This is a genomic window from Bacteroides sp. MSK.18.37 (assembly GCF_019129155.2).
GTDB lineage: Bacteria > Bacteroidota > Bacteroidia > Bacteroidales > Bacteroidaceae > Bacteroides > Bacteroides ovatus.
In genome coordinates, this window is sequence record NZ_JAHOIB020000001.1 from 1828808 (window position 1) to 1851345 (window position 22538).

The 22538-nt window shown below is 46.1% G+C and carries 29 protein-coding genes; 14 read left to right on the top strand and 15 right to left on the bottom strand.

Annotated features, from left to right (window positions below):
* The first annotated feature begins 24 nt into the window (after positions 1-24).
* The gene (locus KSX81_RS07640) at positions 25-630 is read left to right on the top strand and encodes a hypothetical protein (RefSeq protein WP_005816265.1); all 606 of its coding nucleotides are present in this window, start codon (positions 25-27) and stop codon (positions 628-630) included.
* A gap of 205 nt (positions 631-835) precedes the next feature.
* On the opposite strand, the gene KSX81_RS07645 is transcribed toward KSX81_RS07640, so the two are convergent.
* From KSX81_RS07645 to KSX81_RS07655, 3 genes are read right to left on the bottom strand one after another with little or no spacing between them, the layout of a single operon-like run.
* On the bottom strand, positions 836-1867 hold the full coding sequence (locus KSX81_RS07645; protein WP_007750053.1) for a tyrosine-type recombinase/integrase: 1032 nt from the start codon (positions 1865-1867) through the stop codon (positions 836-838).
* A complete protein-coding gene (locus KSX81_RS07650; RefSeq protein ID WP_117921377.1) occupies positions 1845-2807 on the bottom strand; it encodes a tyrosine-type recombinase/integrase in 963 nt (320 codons plus the stop codon). Before KSX81_RS07650 ends, KSX81_RS07645 begins: the two co-directional genes overlap by 23 nt.
* Complete coding sequence (locus KSX81_RS07655) at positions 2804-4414, bottom strand: site-specific integrase (RefSeq protein WP_007750048.1); 1611 nt, start codon at positions 4412-4414, stop codon at positions 2804-2806. The genes KSX81_RS07650 and KSX81_RS07655 overlap by 4 nt, the downstream gene beginning before the upstream one ends.
* Positions 4415-4510: 96 nt before the next feature.
* Between KSX81_RS07655 and KSX81_RS07660 the strand changes: the two genes are divergently transcribed.
* Positions 4511-6400 (top strand): zincin-like metallopeptidase domain-containing protein, encoded by a 1890-nt coding sequence (locus tag KSX81_RS07660; protein WP_149192661.1) that lies wholly within the window; start codon positions 4511-4513, stop codon positions 6398-6400.
* Positions 6401-6506: 106 nt separating this feature from the next.
* Here the strand turns inward: KSX81_RS07660 and KSX81_RS07665 are convergent, their stop codons facing one another.
* The gene (locus KSX81_RS07665; RefSeq protein ID WP_005816269.1) at positions 6507-6872 is read right to left on the bottom strand and encodes a DUF2958 domain-containing protein; all 366 of its coding nucleotides are present in this window, start codon (positions 6870-6872) and stop codon (positions 6507-6509) included.
* 2 nt (positions 6873-6874) lie between these two features.
* Entirely contained in the window at positions 6875-7168 is a 294-nt protein-coding gene (locus KSX81_RS07670) for a hypothetical protein (protein WP_005816271.1), read from the bottom strand.
* Between the two features lie 394 nt (positions 7169-7562).
* On the opposite strand from KSX81_RS07670, the gene KSX81_RS07675 reads away from it, so the two are divergent.
* Positions 7563-8825 (top strand): ATP-binding protein, encoded by a 1263-nt coding sequence (locus tag KSX81_RS07675; RefSeq protein ID WP_005816273.1) that lies wholly within the window; start codon positions 7563-7565, stop codon positions 8823-8825.
* A gap of 140 nt (positions 8826-8965) precedes the next feature.
* On the opposite strand, the gene KSX81_RS07680 is transcribed toward KSX81_RS07675, so the two are convergent.
* The 7 genes from KSX81_RS07680 to KSX81_RS07710 form a co-directional block, all read right to left on the bottom strand.
* On the bottom strand, positions 8966-10372 hold the full coding sequence (locus KSX81_RS07680) for an OmpA family protein (protein WP_005816276.1): 1407 nt from the start codon (positions 10370-10372) through the stop codon (positions 8966-8968).
* 54 nt (positions 10373-10426) lie between these two features.
* Positions 10427-11878, bottom strand: a complete 1452-nt coding sequence (mobV, locus tag KSX81_RS07685) for a MobV family relaxase (protein WP_005816278.1) — start codon at positions 11876-11878, stop codon at positions 10427-10429.
* Positions 11879-12086: 208 nt separating this feature from the next.
* Complete coding sequence (locus tag KSX81_RS07690) at positions 12087-12971, bottom strand: hypothetical protein (RefSeq protein ID WP_005816280.1); 885 nt, start codon at positions 12969-12971, stop codon at positions 12087-12089.
* Positions 12972-13050: 79 nt separating this feature from the next.
* Positions 13051-13461: a hypothetical protein gene (locus KSX81_RS07695; protein WP_008766906.1), complete on the bottom strand. Its 411-nt coding sequence runs from the start codon at positions 13459-13461 to the stop codon at positions 13051-13053.
* A 73-nt stretch (positions 13462-13534) separates the two neighbouring features.
* On the bottom strand, positions 13535-13948 hold the full coding sequence (locus KSX81_RS07700) for a hypothetical protein (protein ID WP_005816283.1): 414 nt from the start codon (positions 13946-13948) through the stop codon (positions 13535-13537).
* A 78-nt stretch (positions 13949-14026) separates the two neighbouring features.
* On the bottom strand, positions 14027-14473 hold the full coding sequence (locus KSX81_RS07705; RefSeq protein WP_004319947.1) for a hypothetical protein: 447 nt from the start codon (positions 14471-14473) through the stop codon (positions 14027-14029).
* 24 nt (positions 14474-14497) lie between these two features.
* Positions 14498-15610: a hypothetical protein gene (locus tag KSX81_RS07710; protein ID WP_005816286.1), complete on the bottom strand. Its 1113-nt coding sequence runs from the start codon at positions 15608-15610 to the stop codon at positions 14498-14500.
* Between the two features lie 254 nt (positions 15611-15864).
* Between KSX81_RS07710 and KSX81_RS07715 the strand changes: the two genes are divergently transcribed.
* The 10 genes from KSX81_RS07715 to KSX81_RS07760 all read left to right on the top strand — a co-directional run bounded on the left by KSX81_RS07715 (position 15865) and on the right by KSX81_RS07760 (position 20342).
* Entirely contained in the window at positions 15865-16488 is a 624-nt protein-coding gene (locus KSX81_RS07715; protein WP_005816288.1) for a recombinase family protein, read from the top strand.
* A gap of 16 nt (positions 16489-16504) precedes the next feature.
* Positions 16505-17188 (top strand): DUF3800 domain-containing protein, encoded by a 684-nt coding sequence (locus KSX81_RS07720; RefSeq protein ID WP_005816290.1) that lies wholly within the window; start codon positions 16505-16507, stop codon positions 17186-17188.
* 3 nt (positions 17189-17191) lie between these two features.
* A complete protein-coding gene (locus KSX81_RS07725; protein ID WP_005816292.1) occupies positions 17192-17728 on the top strand; it encodes a hypothetical protein in 537 nt (178 codons plus the stop codon).
* Between the two features lie 194 nt (positions 17729-17922).
* A complete protein-coding gene (gene trxA / locus KSX81_RS07730) occupies positions 17923-18222 on the top strand; it encodes a thioredoxin (protein ID WP_005816294.1) in 300 nt (99 codons plus the stop codon).
* A gap of 10 nt (positions 18223-18232) precedes the next feature.
* A complete protein-coding gene (locus KSX81_RS07735; protein ID WP_007837469.1) occupies positions 18233-18808 on the top strand; it encodes a DUF6155 family protein in 576 nt (191 codons plus the stop codon).
* Between the two features lie 14 nt (positions 18809-18822).
* Complete coding sequence (locus tag KSX81_RS07740) at positions 18823-19068, top strand: hypothetical protein (protein ID WP_005816298.1); 246 nt, start codon at positions 18823-18825, stop codon at positions 19066-19068.
* A gap of 183 nt (positions 19069-19251) precedes the next feature.
* Entirely contained in the window at positions 19252-19689 is a 438-nt protein-coding gene (locus KSX81_RS07745; protein ID WP_005816300.1) for a DUF4186 domain-containing protein, read from the top strand.
* Entirely contained in the window at positions 19686-19892 is a 207-nt protein-coding gene (locus tag KSX81_RS07750) for a hypothetical protein (RefSeq protein ID WP_005816302.1), read from the top strand. The genes KSX81_RS07745 and KSX81_RS07750 overlap by 4 nt, the downstream gene beginning before the upstream one ends.
* A 9-nt stretch (positions 19893-19901) precedes the next feature.
* On the top strand, positions 19902-20138 hold the full coding sequence (locus KSX81_RS07755) for a hypothetical protein (RefSeq protein ID WP_005816304.1): 237 nt from the start codon (positions 19902-19904) through the stop codon (positions 20136-20138).
* A 24-nt stretch (positions 20139-20162) separates the two neighbouring features.
* Positions 20163-20342: a transcriptional regulator gene (locus tag KSX81_RS07760; RefSeq protein ID WP_005816310.1), complete on the top strand. Its 180-nt coding sequence runs from the start codon at positions 20163-20165 to the stop codon at positions 20340-20342.
* Between the two features lie 300 nt (positions 20343-20642).
* On the opposite strand, the gene KSX81_RS07765 is transcribed toward KSX81_RS07760, so the two are convergent.
* Together KSX81_RS07765 and KSX81_RS07770 are read right to left on the bottom strand one after the other, a co-directional pair.
* Positions 20643-21134: an SLOG family protein gene (locus KSX81_RS07765; RefSeq protein WP_005816313.1), complete on the bottom strand. Its 492-nt coding sequence runs from the start codon at positions 21132-21134 to the stop codon at positions 20643-20645.
* Between the two features lie 3 nt (positions 21135-21137).
* Entirely contained in the window at positions 21138-21704 is a 567-nt protein-coding gene (locus tag KSX81_RS07770) for a hypothetical protein (protein ID WP_005816315.1), read from the bottom strand.
* Here KSX81_RS07770 and KSX81_RS07775 point away from each other — a divergent pair.
* On the top strand, positions 21698-21949 hold the full coding sequence (locus KSX81_RS07775; protein ID WP_225494525.1) for a hypothetical protein: 252 nt from the start codon (positions 21698-21700) through the stop codon (positions 21947-21949). The two genes, KSX81_RS07770 and KSX81_RS07775, sit on opposite strands and share 7 nt — an antisense overlap.
* Positions 21950-22255: 306 nt before the next feature.
* Here the strand turns inward: KSX81_RS07775 and KSX81_RS07780 are convergent, their stop codons facing one another.
* On the bottom strand, positions 22256-22534 hold the full coding sequence (locus tag KSX81_RS07780; RefSeq protein WP_005816317.1) for a plasmid partition protein ParG: 279 nt from the start codon (positions 22532-22534) through the stop codon (positions 22256-22258).
* Positions 22535-22538: the final 4 nt, after the last annotated feature.

Genomic DNA, 22538 nt, shown 5'->3' on the forward strand with positions numbered 1-22538 from the left:
GTATAATTCAAATAGTATCGAGCAATGATCAAATGTAATGTAACAGTGTGCGGAACGGTCAGCAAGGCTGCGACCTGCCGCACGAACAAGGAGGGCAAGGCATTCGTGAGCTTTGCCATGAACGTAGTCATTCCAGCGAAGAGCGGGATTAACAAGACCATCGAGGTGTCGGTCATCAAAGATGGGACACTGACGGAGGTGGGCAGCTGCAACATCGGCGAACGCATTGAGGTAGCCGGTGTATTGGTACCAAGAAAATGGGGCGATGTCCTTTATTTCAACCTGTCGGCAAGCAGCATCAGCCACCAGCCTGACGAGGCAGAGGACTGCATCAAGGGCGTGATGGAGTTCCGCGGCAAGGTGGGCAAGAGCATTGAGGACAAGACGGACAAGAATGGTGTGCCGTACTGCCAGTTCTCCGCTTTCAGCGCAGAGAAAGTACAGGACGGATTTGAATACATCTGGGTAAGTTTCTTCCTATTCGATGGCAAATGCGAGGCATGGCTGCAACCAGGCGTGAAAGCGAACATCAAAGGGGCATTGTCTGTCAGTGTCTTCAATGACAAACTGGACTTCTCCTGCCGAGTGTCTGAAATGAGCGAATATGTTCCGCAGCCCTATAATGGTTAATTGACTATGGGAAAGCCTTATGCTAAGGAAGGTCCGAGTGCCGAAGACAAGGCACTCGACCTGTTTGCCGATATGATGATTTTATGTTGACCTCAACATAAAATCATTTATGTCTGACATAGAATTATGTTGGGCATTAGTCTAAACAATTAATAATCAATCGTTCTTTGACATTTTGCACAACATAATTCTATCTTTGGAGGAATTAGAGGCTATCTAAGAATGTAATTAACTCCTTATCCTCAGACCATTTTCGTGATGGTGTATCGGAAACGGACTGCTCACATTTTTTGAGAACTTCTAATTTCCTTTCCATGCTAATTTCGGCGTAGATGTTTGTTGTATCAATCGAGCTATGTCCCATCCAATTTCTAACCATATCAATATCCGCTCCAGAATTAAGTAGATGAGTGGCGGTTGTATGGCGTATAACGTGAGGAGATGGGCGTTTATTAGCAAGAGAGGGATGATTTAAGATTACATCTTGTGAGTATTTCTTTATCATTTCATAAATACAGAATCGGCTCATAGGCTGATTGTATCGGTTAAGGAAAAGGTAATCGTCAGGCAACTTGTTGTCTATAAATTGTTTGAGTAAATCCCAGAAATCCTCCCATAAAGGACATATTCTCTCTTTACGCCCCTTGCCATGTAATGTCACCATTGGCATTCCACGTTTTGAAGGCATCGCAACATCCTTCACTTTAACACCAATAACTTCAGACACTCGGGCGCCAGTATTATACATGAATAGGATAATGACATGATCTCGACTTCTTATCCCTTGATATTTGCATGTTTTCAATGGTGCATCAGCCAAGGCTTCGATCTCAGATTTGTCCATATAGGTTATCATGCGTTTTTCCGTTTTCTTTGAAGGGATAAGAGTGACATGGTGACACCAATCTATATGTTCAGGAGATTTCCACGCCAGAAACTTTGCGAAAGCCTTTATTGCAGCTAAACGATTGTTTCTTGAAGATACGGAAACTTTTCTCTCAATTTCCAGATAATCAAGAAATTTCGTAATAACGTCAGTCGTAATATCCGAGATTTTGAGATTGTCTATTGCAATACTTATTAATGTAGAGACATACGATACCAACATACGGAATGTATCACGATAACTCATCTGAGTGTTACGACTAAGGTTTCGAGTGACAATTAAGTACTCTATGAGGAATGGTCTTAGCCAATAGCCAAGATATTCTGTTTCAGTAATTCTTCTGTTCTTCATTGTTCGTGTTTTTATAAGCATAAAACAATTTGTTTGCTTCCTGCAACAAAGTTGGCGTCTTTGTTAGATAGACGGAAGTGAAGGACACGTTAAGATGTCCCAAATAGATAGACAACTTCGGCAGTAAATCCTGTACGTTCTTTCCTGATTTATACCAGTTAGTAAGGACGTCGACCGCAAAAGTATGGCGAAGATCATGTATTCTAGGCTGATGACGTCCTCTATCAGGGAAATAAAGACCTGCATTCTTACGAATGGTCGCAAATATCTGATGTAAAGATACAAAATTAACAGGTTTCCCCTTCTGATTAATGAAAACATATGCATCCTCTACCATTGGGGACATTTGAGTACTTCGCCATTGTAATATCTCTTGCATCAATTTTGATATTTGTTCGTTGAAAGTAACCAAGCGAGACTTGTAGAACTTACTACAATGTATATGCACGTACATATTATCCATATCAATATCCTTTATTTTTAAGGATAAGGTCTCACTTATTCTGAGTCCAAGCATATACGTGATCATCAAGATATATCGTATACATATTGGCTCATTAACAAATGATCTATATTTGCGATATGTAAGCGCACAATCAAACAGTCTCTTCAGTTCGTCATCCGTATATATGTAAGCGGGATAATACTCTGGAGCTTTAGGCAGAAAAACGGGAATAGGTATGTTTTGAATGAGTCCTCTAGAAAAAGCCCACTCAAAAAGTTTTTTCAGAATGCAGTGCTGAGAATGCCAATATCTGGTGATGACATTTCCTTTTCTGTAAAGGAAGGCATTACAATCGCTTTCCGTTATTGAAGTTAATTCTGTTGTTTCTCCAATGAACTTAGCAAATAATCTCAAAGAGTAAGTTGTACTCTGATCCTTACGACCAATAGACCTACGAAACTTGATAAATGACTCAACAGTTTCTTTTATACTCATAGAAGCTCCCCCCAGTTAATATTTGAAACATCTCTAAGTGAATTGAGATCCACTTTTGCATATATTCTTGTCGCTTCCATACTTTTGTGACCCAGTAAATCACCGACATCCTTTAAGGTTTGTCCTTCGTTTATCAAGAAAGTTGCATGGCTATGGCGTAAACAATGGGGACCTTTGTGCCTAACGTCCATTTCGCTGGATTTCAAATACCTATATACGACGGAAGCTATGGCTGTACAAGATATAGGACGTATCGGGGCTGGTGTACAAAAGAACAAGCTATCGCTTCCTATGTCATTTGGCCTTCCCTGTTTTAGGTAAGCGATAATAGCTTCTCCTACATTATGTAGAAGTGGTAACACTTGTGGTCGACAATTCTTCGCACGCTTAATATAGACTTGTTCTTTACGCCAATCGATGTCGCTAATCTTCAAGTTTGCCACCTCACTACAACGTAAACCGTACATAGCAAGTAACATAAAAATAGCATAGTCGCGCGATGCGGATTTACCAGTTTGTTCTTTGACTGTTTGTAACAGTTTTTGAACTTTATTCCACGGCAAGAAAGAAGGGAGATTTTCTTCACTATATACTTTGGGAGTGATTAACGCCTTATCTAGGTCGGTAATACACCACCCCTTTTCGACTGCATAACGAAGATATACACGAATACAACACAGGTACTCTTTCAGCGTGTTACGTTGAACCTTGTTAATCGTGTAGTATTCAATGTATTTATCTATATCTTCCAATGTTAAAGGGTGTTCCTGGTTCTCCTTTTCTATTATCTTGTAAAAGTAGGTGAGTATATATCTCCTTCCCTTAATATAGGCATGAGAATATCTCCTGTATGCCAAGTGATTAAGGTATTCATTTATGCGTATATCTGATATTGAAGGAGATCCTGATTCTGGTAGCATATGTAGCTCTTTAAGCCACATATTTGCAAAATAGATGAAGAAACTATAATTAGACTTGGTGCCTTTCTTCTTGTGAGAACCTTTGTCTTCCAGGTTTTGCCATTTTTTTGCTGCATTTGAGATTTCCTCATTGGTAACAATACGGAAGTTCTTTAAATCAAGATACTCTATTAGATGAAGTTGATACTGTGCATAAAGCTGAAGTGTCTGTCTTTTAAAACCTTTTGATTTGCAATCCATCAAGAAAGACATTCTCTCTTTATAAAAGGGAGCGGCAATCAGTCTGACTCTGTGCCATTTGCGCTCTGCGAGATAATTGATGATGTCGTCTTGGTAACGAGAATCTAAAAGACCTACGTATAGTAAGAATTCAACAGCCATCTCAATGAATTTGATTCTTGAGGAAGGGCAATCATGACGTTTCCGAGAATGATAATGATCAGGAATGGGTGAAGACCATTGACGTGCAGCTTCAACGACATCATCAAGTGACACAATTCTCTTTTCGCCATCATGAAGATCGAAATATTGGATAAACTTGAGCGAATACCCAGCCCACCCCAATAGTGTTAGCCGGGACAATCCTTCCTTACTTTTCATAGTTAGAAAGTATTCTCGCTCCTTTAATAATGGTGCAGCCAAATGTTTTTTAAGGAATGACTTGCGGATAATGATTTGTTCTAACATGCTCTTATAATTATATGAGTAATACTATATAATATAAACGAGCATCCAAAATTATGTTGTACAAAATTCGATAAGAACTCTAATTATCAAATAAATATGAAAGAAACTGACATAAACAAATGGGCAACATTAATGATTGAGCGTATTCAGTCGCTGTCGGGCAAAGACGGATGGAAAAAGCCCTGGTTTACTGAAGGTGCGTTGCAATGGCCGAAAAACCTGAACGGACGAGAATATAATGGCATGAACGCTATGATGTTGCTCCTGCATTGCGAGAAGGAGGGTTACAAGATTCCTCGCTTCTGTACCTTCGACCGCATACAGCAGTTTAACAAAACTGGCAAGAAAGACGAGGAACAGAAGCCCCGTGTGTCAGTACTGAAAGGTGAGCATTCTTTCCCCGTGATGCTCACCACGTTTACGGTGGTCAATAAGGAAACAAAGGAACACATCAAGTGGGAGGACTACAAACTGCTCTCTCAGGAAGAGCGCGAAAAGTACAATGTATATCCAAAGCTTCAGACTTACCATGTCTTCAATGTGGCGCAGACCAACCTGAAGGAGGTCAGACCAGAGTTTTGGGAGAAACTGGAACAGGAATACTCGATGCCCAAGGTAGAGAAGGACGAGCAGTTTGCCTTTGAACCCGTGGATAGGATGATAGCGGACAACCGTTGGATATGTCCCATCAAACCGATGTTCGGTGATTCCGCCTATTTCTCCATCAGCAAGAATGAGATTGTGATGCCTGAGAAAAGGCAGTTCAAGGATGGGGAGTCTTTCTACTCGAACCTTTTCCACGAGATGGGACACTCCACGGGTGCGGAGGGACAGTTAGACCGCATCAAGCCCGCTACCTTCGGCTCGGCAGAGTATGCACGCGAGGAACTGGTGGCAGAACTGACGGCTGCGCTGACCGCTCAGCGGTATGGCATGACAAAGCATCTGAAAGGAGATTCGGCTGCCTATTTGAAGTCTTGGCTGGATTCGCTGAAGGAGTCGCCGCAGTTCATCAAGACCACGCTACTCGATGTGAAAAAAGCTACCTCAATGCTCACGCAGCATATCGACAAGATTGCTATGGAGATAGACCAGGAGAAAAAGGCTGAGCAGGAAAACGGGCAAGGGAAAAGTTATCTATCCATAGATGACGGCGACCATGCAGTCTTGGCATATAATGGTTCTGCTGTATATATCCAGCATCATGAGAAGGAGGACTCTGTAAAGATTGCTGTGCCGACGAGTAACGGTCTGGAAGTGAAACTCTCTGTTCCTTACGACCACGGCAAAGACCTTGACACCAATTATCAGGAGGCTTTTGCCCAGTACAAAAGCCTGACAGAGCCTTCACAATCGAAAGAAAACGTCTATTATGCCTCCATCGCCTATCTCCAATCAACGGATGACACATCGGAACTGGATAAGCTAAAGGAGAAAGGTGACTATCAAGGACTGCTGACGCTTGCCAAGGAATACTATGACGGGAACGGCATGGACGAGGAGCAGACCTACAGGAAGCCGTGCCAGAACAGAGGCGATGACCTGCTAATAGAGGACAAGGACTTTGCAGTGGTCTATAACGGGAGTGTCGGCGGTACGTATGAGGTGTTCCTGAAGCATACGGAGCAAGAAGTGCGTGACCATATCACTCGCTATGGCATAGGACGTGCCAGTGAGGACGTGAAGGCTGTGGCGAGGGAGATGACCGCCGAAGAGTTTTCGGAATTGGCGCAGCGAAAAATGCCGATATTCCAAATGCCGAATGGTGGTTTGCTGAACCTGCAATATAACAAGGATAAGGATAGCCTGGATGTGGGGACTGTGACCAATGCAGGACTCTCTGTGAAGCATACCTTCCCTTTCAGCCACAACCATTCTATGGACGCAAACATCAGCTCTGCGTATGAGCAACTGCTTGACATGGAGGAGTACCAGAAGGAAGAGGTACAAGAGGAGCACGTTGCCAAGTCCGCTTTCCGAAGATGAGAGTAGTATCGTAGTATATACTAATCGTAGGCTTTACTACTCATAGTAGGTACTAACAATAGTCAGCCGCAAGGAGTAATGTCCCTGCGGCTGATTTAATTTGGGGTCATTCCATATTATGAAGGAATGCTTGTAAATCCTCGTCTGGAATGCTCTTCAGTTTCACCGGCTTGAAGCCGTCCAACTGCTCCACTTGAAATATCTCGTCCACTCCATATTTGGAGCCATCCACCTTTACGCTCTCCATTTCATTGACGGAGGTATAGCCATACTCCGTTTCATGCAGACCGCATACGATGGTGAACAACGTGGTGTCGTTACCTTCCGGCTGTCCTTCAAGTACGAACCAACGGACGTGTCCGATGAAGAATATTGCCACACAAACGGCATCCTTGCCTTTGCCGTCCTGTGAATACAGAGGATAGGATTTCAGTATCTCCTCCAATACGGGTGTAATCAATCTGCTTGCCATAGTCAATCGTTGTTAAGTGTTCTGTAATACATTCTGTTCTCTACAAGGTGTTCGATGGCCTCTGCTGCCAATCGGCACACCCACTCGTCACGCTGGTCATAACGACCTTTTTGATAGTCGTTGGCAAGGCGTTCCAAGAAGGCAAACACCACCTTGCCCTTTTCGTTGATAAGATAGCGATGGTCATCTGCAAGGGCATTGCCTACCTTGGCGGCTGACCCCATCTGACCGTTTACGAACCGTGAGAAGCACTCGACAAATGCCTGCTCGTTTTCTGATAATCTGTGTAATTCCATACGCAAAGAAATTATTTGTTCAACTTGTTTTTCTTCCCTCCTTTTGAAGCCTTTCGGCTCCTCTTGTCGGGAACTGATTTTTCGTGCATCAAAAGACTGCGGAATGAGGGCGATAAGGCAAGAAAACAGACGGAGGAGTTAATGAAATACCCAAATCTTTGATTTGCGGAAAGCTGTCGTTCAGTCCTCTGCCTGTTAGCATGGCGGTACTTGACCATTCGCCCGGGCAGTAACTTTGCAAAGAAAAATGGGCATCGGCAAGTGGAATAGACACTACAAAACAGGAAAATCATTGATTTTTAGTGCATTTTTCTTTATTTCTTTCTTTGATTTAGGATAAAATATATAACTTTGCCTCCGAAAAAGTGTCACAAGTGACAGTTTTTCGTAAAATATGATAGTAAACAGATATAGATACATAGAACAGTTGAGCCGTTCAAAGAACAACGGGCTCATAAAGATAATCACAGGATTGCGACGTTCAGGCAAGTCGTTCCTTCTGAAGAAACTCTTTCATCAGCATCTATTGGATGAGGGCGTGAGAGAAGACCATATTCTCGTCATCGACATGGAGAGTAGGAAGAACAGAGAGTTCAAGAACCCGGACTACCTGTTGGACTGGGTGGAAAAGATGATGATTGACTATGAGACTTATTATATCATCATCGACGAGGTGCAGGAGGTGGAAGACTTTGTAGAGGTGCTCTCTTCCTTGTCAGTTACCGAAGGGGCGGATGTGTATGTCACAGGCTCCAACTCGCGTTTCCTGTCCTCTGACCTGGTGACGGAATTCCGAGGCAGAGGTGACGAGATACATGTGTGGCCACTATCCTTCAAGGAGTTCATGACGGTGTATGATGGTTCGAAAGAAGACGGTTGGGCTGAATACAGACTGTACGGAGGTTTGCCGCAACTACTTACACAGGTTGGGGATGAGAAGAAGGCTGATTTCCTGCGTCGCCTTTATCGCACGGTATATCTACGTGACATCTACGAGCGGAACAACATAGAACTGAGACCTGAATTTGAAGAATTGTCGAAGACCGTAGCATCCAGTATAGGAGCACCTGTCAATGCACTGAATATAGCCAATACGTTCAAGTCCGTAAGCAATGTGCAGAGCATAACCGACAAGACAGTGTCGGCTTATCTGGAATATATGCAGGATGCTTTCCTTATCGAAAAATCCGAAAGGTTCGACATCAAAGGACGGAAATACATAGGTTCGTTGTCCAAGTATTATTATCAGGACGTAGGTCTGAGGAATGCTATTCTGTCGTTCCGTCAGAGCGAGCCGACACATATCATGGAGAACGTCATCTACAATGAGATGCGTATGCGAGGATGGCTCGTGGATGTGGGTAACGTCTATCATCGAGTGAGGAATACGGAAGGAAAGCAGCAGAGGGTGACATTGGAAGTGGATTTTGTCTGCAACAAAGGGAGCGAGCGGATCTACATCCAGTCGGCGTGGCGTATGCCCGATGCAGAAAAGATGGAACAGGAGAAACGGTCGTTGCGTCTTGTAGATGACTCTTTCCGCAAACTGCTGATCGTGGGAGAACATACCAAGCAGTGGAGCGACGAAAACGGCATACAGATAATGAGTATATATGACTTCCTGCTTGACTGGTCAAGTACTGAGAAACACGGATAAAAAAAAGATATGCGCATAGAATATGCGTTAATACATATATGATTAAGGGAGGGCCTATCCATCACGGACAAGCCCTCCCTTTCTAAAATTTATCAATGAAAAAAAAGTTTTAGTGCTCTTGTTCGGAGCTGTATGTCTGGCTATAGATACAGCAGGATTCTGGTATGGCGGTTCGCCTCATTGGGCGAGTAATCGTCAATGCCGCCATCGAAAATCTGAGAGATGGTGCCATTTTCCATACCACGTTTCATCAGTTCCTCTGCAATGAATCTGGCACGGGAACGGCTGAGGTTATCATTGATGGCTTCACTGCCTGTGGCACTGTCGGCAGCGCCGATGACCTTAACTTTCAAGCCATATTTCTTGGCGATGCGTGCTACTTCGTCGAGATTGACGAGCTGTGACCTGTTGAGCAACCTGTCAGTGCCAAGTTCAAAGAAGAAATAGATGGGCGCACCTATGCAAGCCTTTCCTGAGTGGATGAGCGATAGGTAATCGTCTTCCGGCTCACCTTCAGCATTGCCATATTCTTCTGTACAAGAGGCGGACTCCATGACCTTTGTCTTTTGACCATTACCATACTTGTCTCTCATTCTTGCACGCAGCGAGTTGAGACCGCTGTAGTCGTTTCGAGGATAGCCATTTGTGACGGAAGAAGCGGCATCGTCAGAAAAGAGGTGGCCGTACTTGTCCAGAAGTCCCTCGATGGCAAGAATCTTGCGCAGCTGCTCCAGAGTCTGACAATCTCGATCGTGCTGGGCGTGATAGCGGCTGTTGCTGTCAGAAAGGGATGAGGCGTATGCCGAAAGCCATTCGTTCTGTGCGATGTACGGGCGAGCGTCTATCACTCGCTTCCAGCCAGTCTTGCCGATGCGGACAGAGAGGCCGAGGGATGCGGACAGCAGATGGTCGCCAAGGCGGTGTGCCTTGCCATAGCCGTCAAAATCCTGCATGGTGGTCATGTTGCCTATCTCTGCCGTAACAGCAATGCGTGGGGAGAGATGATACTGCCCCTGTATGCCGTAGGAAATGGCAAAGGGCTTGTGGGCATTCACCTTGTTGTGCAGCATACCCACGCCCACGTATGGAATGACACTCCATCTGGCAAGAGTGTGTACATCGTCCTTGTAGAGGTTGCCGAGGACATTCCACATGAAATCAGCACGCAGGTACTGGTAGTCCTGCGAGGAGTTGTTGCAGTCGTTGAACTGCATACCGCCATAGTTCAGACGACCGCCGACGGAAGGTGTGAACCATTTGCCGATCGACACGGAGAATGCCGGTTTCATGCGACCGAATAGGTCGTTGCATCCGAGCGGTTTGCCGAGGAAGACCGTAGTTCCTCCTGCCGCTTGGACAAACCAGTTGTCCGTCCATGGCGAAGCTACCAATGCCCCTTTCATGTAGGAAGGTTTAAGCGGACGAAGCATACCGTCTGCCGAAAGTCTGCATACAACGGTGGTGGTGTCCGCCGTGCGGTGATAGTCTTTGGCTTGCGCACCCAATGAAAGGGCGAAGCCAAGGGATAGAATAAGTATTTTTCTCATGTTGTTCAATTTAATCTGGTGAATACTATAACAGGTGATACGTGACAGTGCCGCTTATCGTTTCTTCCTTTTGCCGGAAGAGGGGCGCATCATGCGTGCAGCTTTCATCATGCAACGGCGTGCCCAAGCGCGTTCATCCTCGTCATCGTCACGTCCCCATTTGAGGTCGGACGAACTGCCGCCACCGCCATGACCTTCGGCAAAGGTGGTGGCATCATCGACGTAGCCGAGGAATAGAAGCGTGGCACAGTACATCACCTCCGTTCCATTCTCCGCAAAGGCCTGAAGCAGGGAACCGTCAAACACGTCCTTGCCCTCATTGGAAAGCCGTGCCACACGTTCGGAGAACTCGCTGACCATGTTTTCGAGAAGGGCATTTCTGAGAACGGTGTCCGCACCTTGTCGGATAGTATCGGAATATCTGTGTGCCTCCTGCCGCAACTCCTCCGTGCGCTCCTTCATGGCGGTCATCTCCTCACGCAGGGCATCGAGCTTGCGGTCAGCCTCTGAGAGCTTCTCCTGCTTGTCGTCCAGTTTCGACTGGATAGCGGACAGTTCCTGCTCCAGCTCTTGGACTTGCTGACGGAGAGCATCAGGATTGTCGTGACCTGCAAGAATCTGCCGATGCAATTCAGCAAGTGCCGCCTCCTTCTCAGCCTTCTCCTGCAAGAGGTTGTTGACCATTGAGGTGAGTCCTTTTACTCTCCGCTCTGCCAGACGGATGTCCGATTGGAGCGAGGCGAGTGTCCGCTGATGGGTGGCGACGGACTGCTCAATGGTGGTGCACTGTTCTGACAGCTGGCGGCGGTATTCTTCGGTGGTGCGGTGGCGTGCTCCCGTCTCTGAGACGGAAGTTCCGCGCTCCATGCCCCAACGCTTGTTGACATCGGCAAATTCGCTGTGCAGGGCTTTCATCCTGGCAGAAAACTCGTACTTGTCCTTTCCGGCGAATATCTGTTTGTATGCAAACTTGCCGTCCTTGATTGGCAAGAGGGTGCAGTGAACGTGCGGATTGGTTTCGTCCAAGTGTAAGATGAAAGCGACGATGTTCTCCTCACCGTATTTGTCCGCAACAAAGCGGTAAACATCCTTTGCCCATTCCTCAATGTCCTTGCATCGGGTTAGATGCGAATTGTCCGCTCCGTGAGTGAGATTCACCTTCTGGTCACCGAATGCCAATTCTGTCATACGTTCTCGTGAGCCTCCGAAGATGAAATTGACCACTGTGCGGAAGCGTGGCTCTGCCAGTCCCTCGTTGGGGTCTTTGATTCCACGGCTCCGCAGGATGTCTGCCATGCGCTCCGGGATGCTTCGGCTCTTGTCTATAGGACAAACCTTGCCGCCCCGAACCTCGAAGTTGAGCCGCTCACGGCTGCGGTCGTAGTTGCCTGTTGATTCAGCGGATCCCCAACCCTTTTCCGTCCAACGGCGTTGGTGCTCGTTGCTCTGTGCTGTGGTGATTCCCTTAGATGGTCGGAAATCCATAACCTGTTTTGGTGTTGCCATAACCTATTTCCTTTTATGTGTGTACAACTCTCCTGTCTCCAGCTTGCTGCTTGTAAGGACAGCCTCCCGATGGTCGGAGACCAAGAGGGGTATTAGGCTACCCAAATTCCCTCATTTCCGACCAACGGGCAAGCCCGATTATTTTACAGCAATGGCAGACGTGTAAACACTGTGCCAGTAGAAAAGAAGAAGCGTTGTACGGTGATTATTAGAGGTTAATACAGCCTTTTGATGGACAGGAGCCCTCTTGGTTGGCTACAATGGCAAGGAACGGTCGGCAGAGTGACTGAAACTGTGACTTGATGGCTGCGCTTTCCTGATGCAAGGCTGGTGAGCTGCCATCCAATGCCAATTCTGATATTGCCTTTGCCGCCTCGATGAATGAGAGCCAGTCTCCTCCCAGGTCTTTGTAAAAGAAGGGAAGAAGGGAGGTAACGAGGGCGTTATCTGTTTCCTGCGAAAGCACCTGATGGAAGGTGGCTTCGCAGACAGCTGTGAGTGCAGTCATACAAAAGGCGTGTCCTACAGATTCGGGAATGTTTCTTCCGCATGGCACCTTGCCAATTGAATTGCCATTGTCGGCTTTCTGCAAGATAATGGCTACTTCCTCTGTTGCATCTTCGTAGAGTTGTTCACATTCCGAGGCGCAAGCCGATGCGGACATCTTGCCGCTTCGCCATTCGTCCAATGCGGTACACATCTTCTGGCGGAACACATCCAAGGCTGCGTCAATCGGAGAAACGGCAGGTGTCTCAGCCAACATCGGGATGGTGATGATTTGGCTCTTCGTGAGACGGGTGACGGAAATCTGGTTCATCTTCTCCAACTGCTCGATGAAGGTGCGGACAGTGGCGCGGTGCCAATGCCAGCATCCTGCCAGTTCGGTAATGGTGATTACAAACTGCCCGTTGGACAGGCTGAACTCCTGCTTGCACAGATCCTTGGGGATGTACTGTACAGAAGCCTTGTCTACAAGGTCAAGGTAGGCTTCGAGCTTCGACAGCCTTATCCCGGACCTCTCTTTCAAGAACTCCAACAGGGACATCCGTTCAGACATCTTGCCGGAACTCGTTCTATGTTTCTGTTTCTTCATTTCAATAATCTGTTTGGTGAATACTGTTGTTTGTCGCCAGCTCCATTATACAAAAGGAACGGCATGATACAGGTGATACTTAATAGTAGTATATGATGAGCATTTCTGTGTCTTCGAGGAGCATCTTGCGGTCAGCCTTGTTCTTCCACAGCGATATGACTATGCGCGAGGGATAGAACAGTGATGCCAGAAGGACAAAGGAGATGGTGACAGCAAGCGTGAACAGATGAGGAGTGAAGACAAACACCACTGCCGCCAACGCGGCGATGCAGAAGGGTGTCCGCTCCTCGTGCAGACGCTGTAGCCACCTCTCCACATCCATAAAGACAAAGAATATGGCAAACGCTATGGTGGAAGCCACTACGCCTATGTCGTTATAGTGTACACAGAGGTAGAGGAAGTGGAACACGTACAGCAGGATGAGCAGCATCAACCGGTAGAGCTTCCTTGCTGTCACAAGCGCGGTCATGCGCAGATAGAACCGTGTCATAAACTGTCTGCGGCTTCTGTGCAGAATCATCGTCACAAAGAAGAACGCTGACATCAGGATGAGAAACAGTATCTTACTTGTCATAATATGTATAGCATGTGAATAATGGAAGTGGACTCAGGTCGGGCTGGACGACACCGTGTGTGGCAGTGGATATGATACGCTCCACATCCTCCAGTGTCAGTTCTCCCTTGATTATTCTCTGACGGAAAGCTCCGTCGGTTGTCCGAAGGCTCTTGATAGCCTGTTCCAAGTCGTACTCGGCTATCTGCCACACTTGCCCTCTCGTGTAGGGGAAATGATGGTGGATGGCCTTGACCACAAGCACACGGCTGAGGATGTCGGTCATTCTGCCGTTCCTGACTATCGTGTGGTTGCGGACAGTGGCGATGCTCTCAATCTCCAGCCATGTGCGGTGACGGTCGAGAAGATGGATAATCTTCATGTAAAGCGTTTCCTTCATCAGATGGTCGGGAGCTTGTGGCATGACTTTGGCCTTTGTTGTGGACAACAGAATGGAGCGTTGTTGCGGTAGAACAGGACTGTCATCTGGCAAATGTAACTTTCAAATGAAGTCGAGCAGGACTTCCTCCTTGGGCTTCATGTATTTGAAGAACCCGTTCTTGCAATGCAGACTGAGGTCGAGGCATACATCTGCCGACATGTGCTCCAGCGAGTCATAGATGGTCACTTTTATCTGGCTGACCATGCCACGCTCATCTGTGGAGCCGTTGACCTTGAACATCCGTCCGAAAGAAGGGTTGGAATAGGCACAGCAGCTGTGTCCGAACTCCGTATGACGGCTTGGAATGTGGTGATAGAGGATTATCATTTCCATCTCGTCTTCGAGCATATCCATCACCTCCTCTATCGTGAAAGGGGTGTTCAACTGGAAAGTAAGAAGCACGTAATCGTCATACTTGACAGGCTTCTCCATCTTGCGCTTGTCCAGCAGTTCTGGCAACTGCAAAGGCACGACGGCAAGGAAATCATCGCAAAACTGTTCTAACATAATCGTATTCTCTGTTTGGGGTGTTTATAATCTTGTGACATAAATCTTCATCATGAGCATGGGCATATCCGACAGGCGTTGCTTGTCGAGGTGCAGTTTCTTGGCCAGACCGTCCATCTCCTTGGGGAGCGCATCGGCTATTTTGTAGAGGTCTGCCTTGTCCTTGTCGGAGAGCACGCTCACGGAAAGGTCATCCATCGTCATGAACGGCTGCATCATCATCAGGAGGTAGGCGTGCATGGTGTGCTCGTCCTTTACCCTGCCACTATTCAGATCCTCGATAGCCGCTTGTGCGTTGCGCAGCAGACGGTGGTTGGTGCGCATGGAGAGGTATATCATTGCATCCTTGTGGGACAAATCCTTGCGGTCGGCGGCACGGAGTATCTCCCGACAGCAGTGTTCGGTGTTTCGTCTGATGTCACCGATGTCATCGTCAGCAAAATCCGGCAGGTATTGCAGGAAGGATTTGAAATACAAATGCTCTTCCTTGATGAAAGCGAGCAGGTCTTCCTTGCCGTGAATGCCTTGCTTGGCGGATTTTTGCAGGAACAGCAGGTAACGCTTCAGTACCGCCTGTTTACCACCTTTATTATATATAGGCAGGCTATCCAAGGAAGCGAAGAATGGCTGTGCTTCCTTCACGGCTTGCTGTAGTTCCTCATCACCAACATGGGAAGAGGTCTGTTCTCTGAGATAGAGCAGGTCGTGAAAGGTGCGTTGCTTAGACATCGCCATACGGCACAGCTCGATGTGGATGGAGTCGTTCAACTCATGATATACCGTGAACGGGTATGAGTGGGCTTTCCTGACAGTGTCACGTGAGATGCACGATGTCACGGAATCGTCCAACACGCGCCATTCGTTGACAATCTTAACTAATGTCTGAATTGAGACCTTGCCGTTCTGTCGAAGAGTGGTCAGAAAGCCATGATACTCTCTGATGGCTTCATCGCTCGAATGGAACGACTTCGTGCCGTTTCCGTCTGAACATGCTGTCAGCATGACTACGGCAAACGCAGTGGCAATACAAATGGCAAGTCTGATACAGCCATGCGAGTTTGATTTTGCATTATGCAATATTTGCTTCATGCAATGGAGGTTGGTTTGTCCTCCGAAAAGTTGGGTTTCATATTTCATTGTTGTCATTATTTTGAGTCTGATTTTGAAATTGACGGTGCAAAGTTAATGCGTTTCAGCGATATATTTGCAAGAATGACAGTAAGTTTAATCTTATTTGTGTATCATACTTGCGAGTATGATTTTCAATGAAATCAAGTGAAAAGAAAATGGCAAATTATCGTGTTTAAGTATGATTTTTCGTTCAAGTATGATTGTTTCTCGGAAAAATAGTGTACCTTTGCACTTGATTTCATTTAATAGCGTACAACAGTATGGCAAAAGTAGGTTACATCTTTATCGCCACCAATGGCGAAGAGTATGCAGAAGACAAGGCTTGGATGCAGCAATACGGCTGTGTTCAGGTGATAGAGGAACTGTCCGAACACGAGAGGCTGCGCCCGATGTGGAAGCAGCTCATATCGAGTCTGGAGCGCGGCGACGAGCTGGTGGTGTCGAGGTTCAGTAACGCACTGCGTGGCACCCGTGAACTGGCTACATTCATAGAATACTGCCGTGTGAAGGTGGTTCGCATCATCTCCATCCAAGACCGCATCGATACGTTTGACGAACTTTTCCCCGACACCAAGCCCTCACAGGTCATCCGTATGTTCGGGTCACTCTCTGAGGAGTGTGCCGTGCTGCGCAAGGCATCGGCACACATCATCCATCTGCAACAGAATATCCGGCCGCCCAAGAAGTCGGAAAGGGCACTGTCGAAACTGGAGCGTGAGAAGAATATCGTGAACATGTACAACGAGGGGCACAGCATAGATGACATCTTTGCCATCAGCGGCTTCACAAGCCGAAGTTCCGTGTTCCGCATACTCAACAAGCATGGTGTGACGCTGAACCGTGGACCTCATAGTGGACCGCTGAAGAAAAGGAATAAAGAATAAACAAAAAACAGATACAATGAATAAGACATTCAACATCTACTGTGATGAAAGCACCCACATGGTGCATGACGGTCATCCCTACATGCTTTTGGGATGTACAAGTATAGCATACACACAAATCCGCATGGCAAAAGATGCCATAAAAGATATTAAGAAGAAGCACGGCTATAGTGATGAGCTGAAATGGACAAATGTCCACGAGGCCACGTATAAAGTCTATGCAGAGCTTATAGACTGGTTCTTTATGAATGACATGGAATTTAGGGCTGTGGTTGTTGACAAGAGTCAGATTGACGAGAAACGAGAAGACTATACGTTTAATGATTTCTACTTTCGCATGTACTACCAATTGCTGCATCACAAGATGGACATGGATTATACATATAACATATATATGGATATCAAGGACACATGCAGTAGCGATAAGCTGGAGAGGCTCAGAAAAATAATGGAATACAACTCTTCCATTGGCAGGTTTCAGTTTATACGTTCACACGAAAGTGTCTTCATCCAATTGGCAGATGTTCTAATGGGAGCCATCAACTACAACCTTAGATATGAAAAGGGAGAAGTTGAAGGAAGGGTGAGAGCCAAAATGAAGCTGATTGAAAAGATAAAAAAACACAGTAATATCAGTCTCAACACCACAACTCCCAAATTTAGAAAGAAGTTTAATTTGTTTTTTATCGCACTGAAATAGCCAATGAGCAGTTTGAATATTATCAAGAAATACCCTGAGCTGCTGGAACTGGCATATCTCAGTGAACGAGAAAGAGAGCATGATCTTCATGCAATATTCAAGCGTGATATAGAAGATAACTGTCAATTCTCATTCAGAGGGTGGCGCATCTATCCTATAAAGACAGATGGCGAGATTGACATGGCAAGATTGTTCAAGCATCTTACCTGTGAAGAAATCATGGTTGAGAACGAAGACGGTACGACTTATCCAAAGCGAGTATTCGAGATGGCTCGTTCACAAAGGCTTCATTGGATAAATCACCATGTGAGAGAATTGACACCAGACAATCTGGATGTATTTACCATAGAAGAGAGGGACGGCAAAAAGCGTAAGGTCAAGAAAACATACATCTATGATAAAGTGGAAAAGTATGTTATTGTCTTGGAACAACAACGTAGCAACGGATTCTATCTGTTGACAGCATACCATCTTAACAAAGAGTATGGACTAAAGGCTTTGGAAAAGAAGATGAAAAAGAGATTGCAGACACCACTATAAAACGCAAGACCCGAATTGCATCAAAGGCAACCGGGTCTCGAAACTCCTTCTATCTATAGATGAGCGCTGCAAAGGTACGAATATTCTTTGAAATAACGAAGGTTTTTCATTGAATTCTTCTCGATTTTAACATTTGCAGGGCAGTATTGTAAGATAACAGGAAAGAAAATAGCATAATTTTACAGAAAATCGTAATGGAAACATTCAAAGACGTTATATCAAGTGACCAACTTGTCTTGGTCGATTTCTTCGCCACCTGGTGCCAGCCATGCAAGATGATGCACCCCATCCTTGAGCAGGTGAAGGAAGTGTTGGGTGACAGAATCCGCATCATCAAGGTAGATGTGGACAAGTATGGGGTGACTGCAAGTCAGTATGGCATACAGTCTGTGCCCACATTGATGCTGTTCAGACGCGGCGAAGTGTTGTGGAGGACGAGCGGTGTGATGCAGAAATCAGAGTTGCTGGCAACGATTGACCCGTTTTTAAGATAAAAGAGCAGAAATGTCAAAATCTAAATTAAAGTCTGTCCTCATGTCCATGGACAAGAGTGAAATAATAAAAATGGTATTGGAACTTTATTCTGCACGGAAAGAGGCAAAGGAATATCTTGACTTCTATGCAGAGCCGAATGAGGGCCAGAAGCTGGAAGAGTATAAGCACATCATACGGGAAGAGTTCTATCCGAGCAGAAACAGAGAGCCAAAGACACGCTTCTCAGTGTGCCGCAAGGCATTGTCCGACTTCAAGAAACTGAAGCCTTCGGAAGATTCAGTCGCAGAATTGATGGTGTTCTATATGGAGAATGCCTGTCAGTTCACTTATGACTATGGAGACATGTGGGAGCAATTCTATGATTCTGTTGAGAGTAATTTCGACAAGACATTGCGCCACATCGTGCTTTATGACCTTTGGGACAAGTATGATTCCCGAATCAAGCAATGCCTTCGTTGGGCAAGCCCTTGTGGATGGGGATTTCCTGACGCACTGAATGATATGTATGAGGAAATGAAGGCGCAAAATGAGGAACTCCGAAAGAAATACAGGAATTTCAAGATGCCCATCAACGCTGATTATTAAACGAATATACTCAAATGGGGAAACCAAAGAAAAAACATAAGAAAGCGAAACAACTGCCCTTAAGCAAAGAAGAGCAGATTTTTCAAGCGGCAAGAGACCTTGCAGCTGAAATTGGCATATCCTATTCTGAGGCATTAGGGTTTACTTTGGGCATAAAGGACGTAACGTATGGTTGGGAAGAAGACTATACGGAAGAAGAGTTTCAGGCACTGATTGACCACGCTGTGGGAGACACTGATTATGAGCACACCCTCTATTGAATCATCTACACGAGAGGAACGTTTGGATTACGTTCTGAATGAATGGAGATGTCTGCACAACTGTGAGCTGTGCGGTAAGTGCCATATTCTGAAAGGCAGAAGCGAAGAAATACTCTATGCAGACTATATAGACGGCAAGCGGTCATATATGGATATAACATTAGAAATCAGAAGCAACAGATAATGATGTCACAGAAATACATATATCCATCGTTGTTCCAAGAGGAAGAGCCGCAAGAAAGCGTTCCTGGTGATAAGAAAGAGTATGACCTGACGAATCTCTTTGAGAGATTGGCAAAGTCTGATTTTCGCAGCCGGTTCCATCTGTCCAAGCAAGACAGGGAGTATGTAATGGAAAAGGGATTGCCGACGATACGAAAACACGCAGAGGACTTTGTGGCAAAAAGACTTGCTCCGGCTGTCATACCGAACGACGGCAAGCAGACTCCCATGCGTGGGCATCCTGTTTTCCTGGCTCAACATGCCACTGGCTGTTGTTGCCGGGGATGCTTCTTCAAGTGGCATCACATCTCAGCAGGCAGGGCACTGACCAAGGAAGAACAGGAATATGCTGTTGCCGTATTGATGGCATGGATTGAAAAACAGATGAATAAAGGATGAAGATAGAAGAAGCCATAGTATATGTGATGGTAAAGCGAAATGGCGGCATGACAACCGACCAGATTGCCGATGCCATCAATCGTCATAGGCTGCACCTGAGAAAGGACGGTCAGCCTGTGACAAGCAAGCAGGTGTATGCAACAATCTGCCGTTTCCCTGAAATGTTCACAAAAGAAGCTGGCAGAATCATGTTAATGATATGACGTAACGATATGACAATAGATACAACCAACATGTGCTCACACCTTCAGAAGAAGTTGTTTGAACCAGAAGGTGTGTATTATCCTATATGGCAAGCCATGCAGGATGATGAGACCTTGACAGCAGTGGTACGAAGCAGACAGCTGCACATCTACAGAAACGGGAAGAAAATTCTCGTTCTGGCAGGTAAGGCACAACCGAAGATTATAAGGGAAGACAAAATACAAGAGTTAATAACAAGATTATAAACAAAACATCAAATCATCAAAACAATGGACGCAAAAGAAAAAGTATTGGCAACAATGAAAGAGGCTGGTCAGCCTCTCAACGCAGGTAAAATCGCAGAACTCAGCGGTCTCGACCGCAAAGAGGTAGATGCAGCCATGAAGCAGCTGAAAGCAGAGGGTGCAATCGTCTCTCCTGTGCGTTGCAAATGGGCACCTGCAGAGTAAGGTTTATACTGCTGTCTTGAAATATAGGCAGCAGTATCTTTATTTTTATCAAAATGTTAAGGTGAGGAATCTGAATATCCTTGCCTACGGACACAATTATCCGCTGCATCTTTTTGGGGTAAGGTGCAGACGTATGGCTGTCAGCGTATCTTGGTTTAAAGACGCTTAGCGGTCACGGCGGAAGTCGTTTCGTCTCTCTCCGCCGAACAAAGCTCTGAGCACATTGCCCAAAGCTCCGAACACGAAGTAGCAAACGATGATTGCAACAATATCGTCCATAAGCATTTTCTGTTTTATGGGTTATACACTATTATGAAGATTCACTATGTCCAATCCCTGCCTCTTGGCTTCTCTGACGGTGTAGAACGTGCCGCCCTTGGGATTGCCATCGAAGTAGGCTATGAGACGTGAACTGCGGTTGACCATATAGTCGTTGCGCCTCAGAAGGCAGCCATTGTAGTATTGCTCGCTCAATACGACCACGTCATCCACGATGCGCAGGATGGCATCATACTTGGCTTGCTCTTCCTTGCTCCACCGGTCAGACTGACCACGGAACGGCACAACGGCTATCACCTGCAAGTCCTTCAACTCGCATTGCAACGAAAGGGCGGCTTCTGCCGCCAGCAGGTCAAATCCCATTGCCATGCCACAATAGAAATACCGGTAGCCGTCGGCATACGCCTTGGCTATCTCCGATTTGAGACATTGCTTCAACTCCCTCCGCTTGGCGAAAGGTACGCTGCGGTGTCCGCTGAAGCATACGGACACTGCCTTGTCGTACTTTGTCATACTTTACCTTACTTTATAATGTGTGCGTGCGAGGAACATACCGCCAATAACACATGCCCCGAGCCTTTCGAGTTGGTTGGCATACTTGGCATAGCTGAGACCCTTGGTTATCACATCGTCAAAGACCAACACCATTTTGTTGTCGAAGAACGGCTCATCAAACTCAACGACATTCGCCTTGCGGACTTCATCCTCGTTCTTGCGGTTATCGTGGATGGTCTTACGCTCTCCGCATACCCTCACGTGCTCGTAGCCGTTTTCCGCTCCTGTCAATTCACACACCCTGTGGCAGAAAGCCTTGTAGCGGAGTTCGTTGCTCTCGCTTGTGGATGCTGGAACGGGGGCGAAGACGATGTTCACGCAACCCTTGCCGTAGAGTGTCAGCATATTCTCTGCGGTGCGCTGCGCCACTTCCTCGTAGGCTCTTCCGTCCTTGAAGTCAAACACTAATTGTCTGTCGGCAATCTCCTTCTCACCCACATTGCGGATGCGTGCGGGATAGTATTTGCAGAACCAAGTCTGAGGCTTGTCTAACTGCTTTTGGATTTGATAGTCATTCTTGTGTGCCATTGCTCTTATGTTTTTTCTTCCCTTATTTCGGAGGCTTTTCCTGCCTGCCCAAGGGATATTTTTTGCTTTCCAAGAGTGATGGCGATCAAAAAGCCAAATCGGGAGCGAAAAATACGCTCTGCACGCAGAGGAAGATTTTTCGGTCAAATGCAATGGACGATTTGGTGTTTGAACAATCGCCAGCATTACCTTTGCAAAACAATATCCGCAGCGGCAAGGCAGGCGAAAAGAAATCTGTTATGTAAAAGAGGAAACGGGCGGGATGGCGTGGGGCGAAGCTGTATATGGGGAAGGACGATAGTTGATATGAGGGAAAAAGAGAAAATCTTGTAATAGGGAACGACATTGCCTTTTATCAGCATGGAGACAGTCCTACAAGCAGAGAAAACTATTGCCCTAAAAATGAGTTGGATAGTATTTTCTAAAAGTAGTATCGACTACGAATAGTATAATAGTCGAATAGTTTTTACTACCATACTACGGATAGTAAAGTCTGTTTATAGAAGAGATAGCGGTATCATCGTCTGTTCGGCGATGATACCGCGCGGCACTCATGTGTCATGCCGCTTTAGGTATTCTGTCATTGCCTCATTGACAATATCACGCAAGGACATCCCTTTCTTGATGGCGAGGTACTTCATCCTCGTGTGGATGCTCTTGTTGATAAGGAAATTGCAATGCACCGGCACTTCGGTAGTCTCAGAAACAGACACAGGTGGTGCTGGTGTAGTTTCTGTGACTATCTGCTCCTTACTCGGCTTCTTTGTGGAAGAAAGGAGTCCGTTGAGACCGCCTTTCATTCCCTCTTTCAACATACTGCTCTTGCTCATGGCT